Raw genomic sequence first — 4009 nt, 5'->3', positions numbered from 1 at the left:
GCCGTGATGTGGCGGTAGGTGCCCAGCACGATGTTGTTGGCGGCCAGCGAGTCGGCGGTCACGAAGAAGCCCAGGTTGCGCTTGACGATGCGGCGCTCGTCTTCGGTCAGCCCGTTGGGATTCTTCCACAGCTCGATGTCGCGCTGCATGTTCACTTCCTGCGGCATCCAGTGGTTGGCGCAGCCGGCCAGGTATTTATCCCAGGCCCACTTGTACTTGAACGGCACCAACTGGTTGACGTCGGTTTTGGCGTTGATGATGCGCTTGTCGTCGGCGTTGACGCGCTTGGCGACATCGGCGGCGCTGACGCCTTCCGCGATGTTGCTTCCTGCGGCGGCGGCCGGTGCGCCCGTGGTCGGTTCATCGTCCCATGACAGAGCCATGATCTTTTCCTTCTATTATTAACTTAGAAACGTCGCCCCCGCGGAGGCGGGGGCCCAAGTTAAGTTAGCGTACCGCGAACAAACTTGGATTCCCGCCTTCGCGGGAACGACGGGGTGTCTTTACTGGCAGGCTTCGCACTCGTCGAAGCCGGCATCGCCCGGACGCAGGTAGCAGGCCGCGCCTTCCACCACATCCGCCGAAGCTGCCGGAGCAGCCGCCGGAGCCGGAGCTGCTGCCGCCGCCGCCGACAGGCCGCCATCGACCGCCACGGCGTTCAGGGCGCCGGTACGGGTAGTCGACTTCTCCATGTGGGTCGCCGCGATGGTGCGCAGGTAGTAGGTCGTCTTCAGGCCGCGCAGCCAGGCCAGCTTGTAGGTCTCGTCCAGCTTCTTGCCCGAGGCGCCGGCCATGTAGATGTTCAACGACTGCGCCTGGTCGATCCACTTCTGGCGGCGGGAAGCGGCTTCCACCAGCCACTTCGGCTCGACTTCGAAGGCCGTCGCGTAGATGTCGCGCAGGTCTTGCGGCACGCGGTCGATACGCGACAGCGAGCCGTCGAAGTATTTCAGGTCGTTGATCATGACCTCGTCCCACAGGCCGCGCGCCTTCAGGTCGCGCACCAGGTAGCCGTTGATCTCGGTAAATTCGCCCGACAGGTTCGACTTCACGTACAGGTTCTGGAAGGTCGGCTCGATGCAGGCAGAGACGCCAATGATGTTCGAGATGGTCGCGGTCGGCGCGATCGCCACGCAGTTCGAGTTACGCATACCGAACTGCTTGATGCGGTTGCGGACCACGGTCCAGTCCATGGTTTCGGACAGGTCCTGCTCCAGGTAGCCGCCGCGCTCTTCGGCCAGCAGCTTGATCGAATCCTGCGGCAGGATGCCGCGGTCCCACAGCGAACCTTCGTAGGACTGGTAGCGGCCGCGCTCTTCGGCCAGCTCGGTCGAAGCCAGGTAGGCGTAGTAGCAGACGGCTTCCATCGAGCGGTCGGCGAATTCCACGGCCTTGCTTGATGCAAACGGCACGCGCATCATGTGCAGGCAGTCCTGGAAACCCATGATGCCCAGGCCGACCGGACGGTGGCGCAGGTTCGAGTTTTTCGCCTTGTCGACGGCGTAGTAGTTGATGTCGATGACGTTGTCCAGCATGCGCATCGCGGTGCGGATGGTCTTCTGCAGCTTGACCGCGTCCAGGCCGTCGCCCTTCATGTGGGCCGGCATGTTGACCGAACCCAGGTTGCAGACGGCGATCTCGTCGGCGTTGGTGTTCAGCGTGATCTCGGTGCACAGGTTCGAGGAGTGCACCACGCCCACGTGCTGCTGCGGCGAGCGGATGTTGCACGGATCCTTGAAGGTGATCCACGGGTGGCCGGTCTCGAACAGCATCGACAGCATCTTGCGCCACAGGTCGAGCGCTTCGATTTTCTTGTACACGGTCATTTCGCCGCGCGCCGCCCTGGCTTCGTAGCCCAGGTAGGCTTCTTCGAAAGCCTTGCCGACCTTGTCGTGCAGGTCCGGCACTTCGGACGGCGARAACAGGCTCCAGGAGCCCTTCTCCATCACGCGCTTCATGAACAGGTCGGGAATCCAGTTCGCGGTGTTCATGTCGTGGGTGCGGCGGCGGTCGTCGCCGGTGTTCTTGCGCAGGTCGAGGAATTCCTCGATGTCCAGGTGCCAGGTTTCCAGGTAGCCGCAGACCGCGCCCTTGCGCTTGCCGCCCTGGTTGACCGCCACGGCGGTGTCGTTCGCCACTTTCAGGAACGGAACCACGCCCTGCGACTTGCCGTTGGTGCCCTTGATGCGCGAACCCATCGCGCGGACCGGGGTCCAGTCGTTGCCCAGGCCGCCGGCGAATTTCGACAGCAGTGCGTTTTCCTTGATCGCGTCGTAGATGCCTTCCAGGTCGTCGCTGACGGTGGTCAGGTAGCACGAGGACAGCTGCGAGCGGCGGGTGCCCGAGTTGAACAGGGTCGGGGTCGAGCTCATGAAGTCGAAGCTCGACAGCAGGTTGTAGAACTCGATCGCGCGCGCTTCGCGGTTCTCTTCGCGCAGGGACAGGCCCATTGCGACGCGCATGTAGAAGGCCTGCGGCATCTCGATGCGGGTTTCGCGGATGTGCAGGAAGTAGCGGTCGTACAGGGTCTGCAGGCCGATGTAGCCGAATTGCAGGTCGCGGTCGGCGACGATGGCCTTGGCCAGCTTCTGCAGGTCGAACTTGGCCAGTTCCTCGTCCAGCAGCTCGGCGTCGATGCCCTTGGCGATGTACTGCGGGAAGTAGGTCACGTATTCGGCGGCGGCACCGGCTTGCGGCACTTCCTTGCCGAAGACTTCCTTGCGGATGGTGTGCAGCAGGATGCGCGCGGTGACCTGGCTGTAGGCCGGATCCTTTTCCATCAGGGCGCGGGCGGCCAGGATGGCCGACTTGTGCAGCTCCTCGACCGGCACGCCGTCGTACAGGTTCTTGACGGTTTCGGCCAGGATGGCGTCGGCGTCGACATGCTTTTCCAGGCCGGCGCAGGCGGCGCCGATCAGGGACGAGACTTCGTTCATGTCCAGCGGACGGCGCACGCCGCCGTCGACCACGGTGAACTGCGGCGCGGCGACCGCTTGGCTGCCTGCGGCTTCCTTGGCGGCGCGGCGCTCGTCCATGCGCTTGGCGCGGTACAGCACGTATTCGCGCGCGACGTCATGCTCGCCCGAGCGCATCAGGGACAGCTCCACCTGGTCCTGCACATCTTCGATGTGGAAGGTGCCGCCGTTCGGCTGGCGGCGCACCAGGGCGGCGACCACGTTGTTGGTCAGCTGCTCGACCAGGTCGCGGATGCGCGCCGACTCGCGGCCCTGCTCGCCGTTCACGGCGAGGAAAGCCTTGGTCATCGCGACGGCGATCTTGTTCGGAGCAAACGGCACCACGGCGCCGTTGCGGCGGATGATGCGGTAGTCGCCGGTCGCGACCAGTTCAGCCGCGCTGGTGCCGGCAGCCGTTCCTGGTTGCGGATTGATGGAGATGTCCGAAGATGTTTGCATTGAGCCTCCCAGGATGGCAGCGCGCCACCAACTAAAAACGATGAATGCCAACTGAGCAAAGTTGGCAACCTAATAACTTTTTGAAAATAATAAAGAGGAGAGCCATGTTGAAAAACGCCTGCATGCGCCCCTCCTCTTACTGATCTGTCTTCCGACACTGACCACTAGATATAGTGTCCGACAGCCGTATGAGCCTAATTGTAGTCGATATTCGGCAATATCAAAGGCTCTGCTGAGCGGTTTTTTTTGTAGCGCCGAGCTTGACATTTGCCGAGGCGAATCATCATGGGCCTCGGAATGAAAGTAAGCACTAACATAACGATTGGGGGGCCCAGGCRTGGTGCGGCCAGACGTTGACGGAGTCGGCGTTCAGGCCATGCTGCGATGGCGAAAAGGCAACAGCTCGCCCGTTTAACCATGATCCGAATCAGGGTTCGGGCGCGTGGATCTCCAGTTTCTGCATCTGATAGCGCAGTTGGCGCACGCTGATGCCGAGCAGGCTGGCAGCCTGGGTGCGGTTGAACTGGGTCTGCTGCAGCGCGCGCAGGATGATGTCGCGCTCGACCTGGCTGAGGTAGTCCGGCAGGTTGCTGGGC

General features: G+C 62.7%; 3 protein-coding genes. All 3 read right to left on the bottom strand.

Annotated features, from left to right (window positions below; all coding sequences use genetic code 11):
* On the bottom strand, positions 1-383 hold a 383-nt coding region (locus AC1DIX_RS27265), incomplete at its 3' end, for a ribonucleotide-diphosphate reductase subunit beta (protein ID WP_477328427.1).
* 120 nt (positions 384-503) lie between these two features.
* Positions 504-3413 (bottom strand): ribonucleoside-diphosphate reductase subunit alpha, encoded by a 2910-nt coding sequence (locus AC1DIX_RS27260; RefSeq protein ID WP_477328425.1) that lies wholly within the window; start codon positions 3411-3413, stop codon positions 504-506.
* A 427-nt stretch (positions 3414-3840) separates the two neighbouring features.
* Positions 3841-4009 (bottom strand): helix-turn-helix domain-containing protein (locus tag AC1DIX_RS27255; protein WP_477328429.1); only part of this gene is annotated, 169 nt, incomplete at its 5' end.

This window comes from Massilia sp. 05N420 (genome assembly GCF_056397205.1).
The sequence above is the reverse complement of the archived record's forward strand: the minus strand, read 5'-3'. Positions and strand labels throughout refer to the sequence as shown.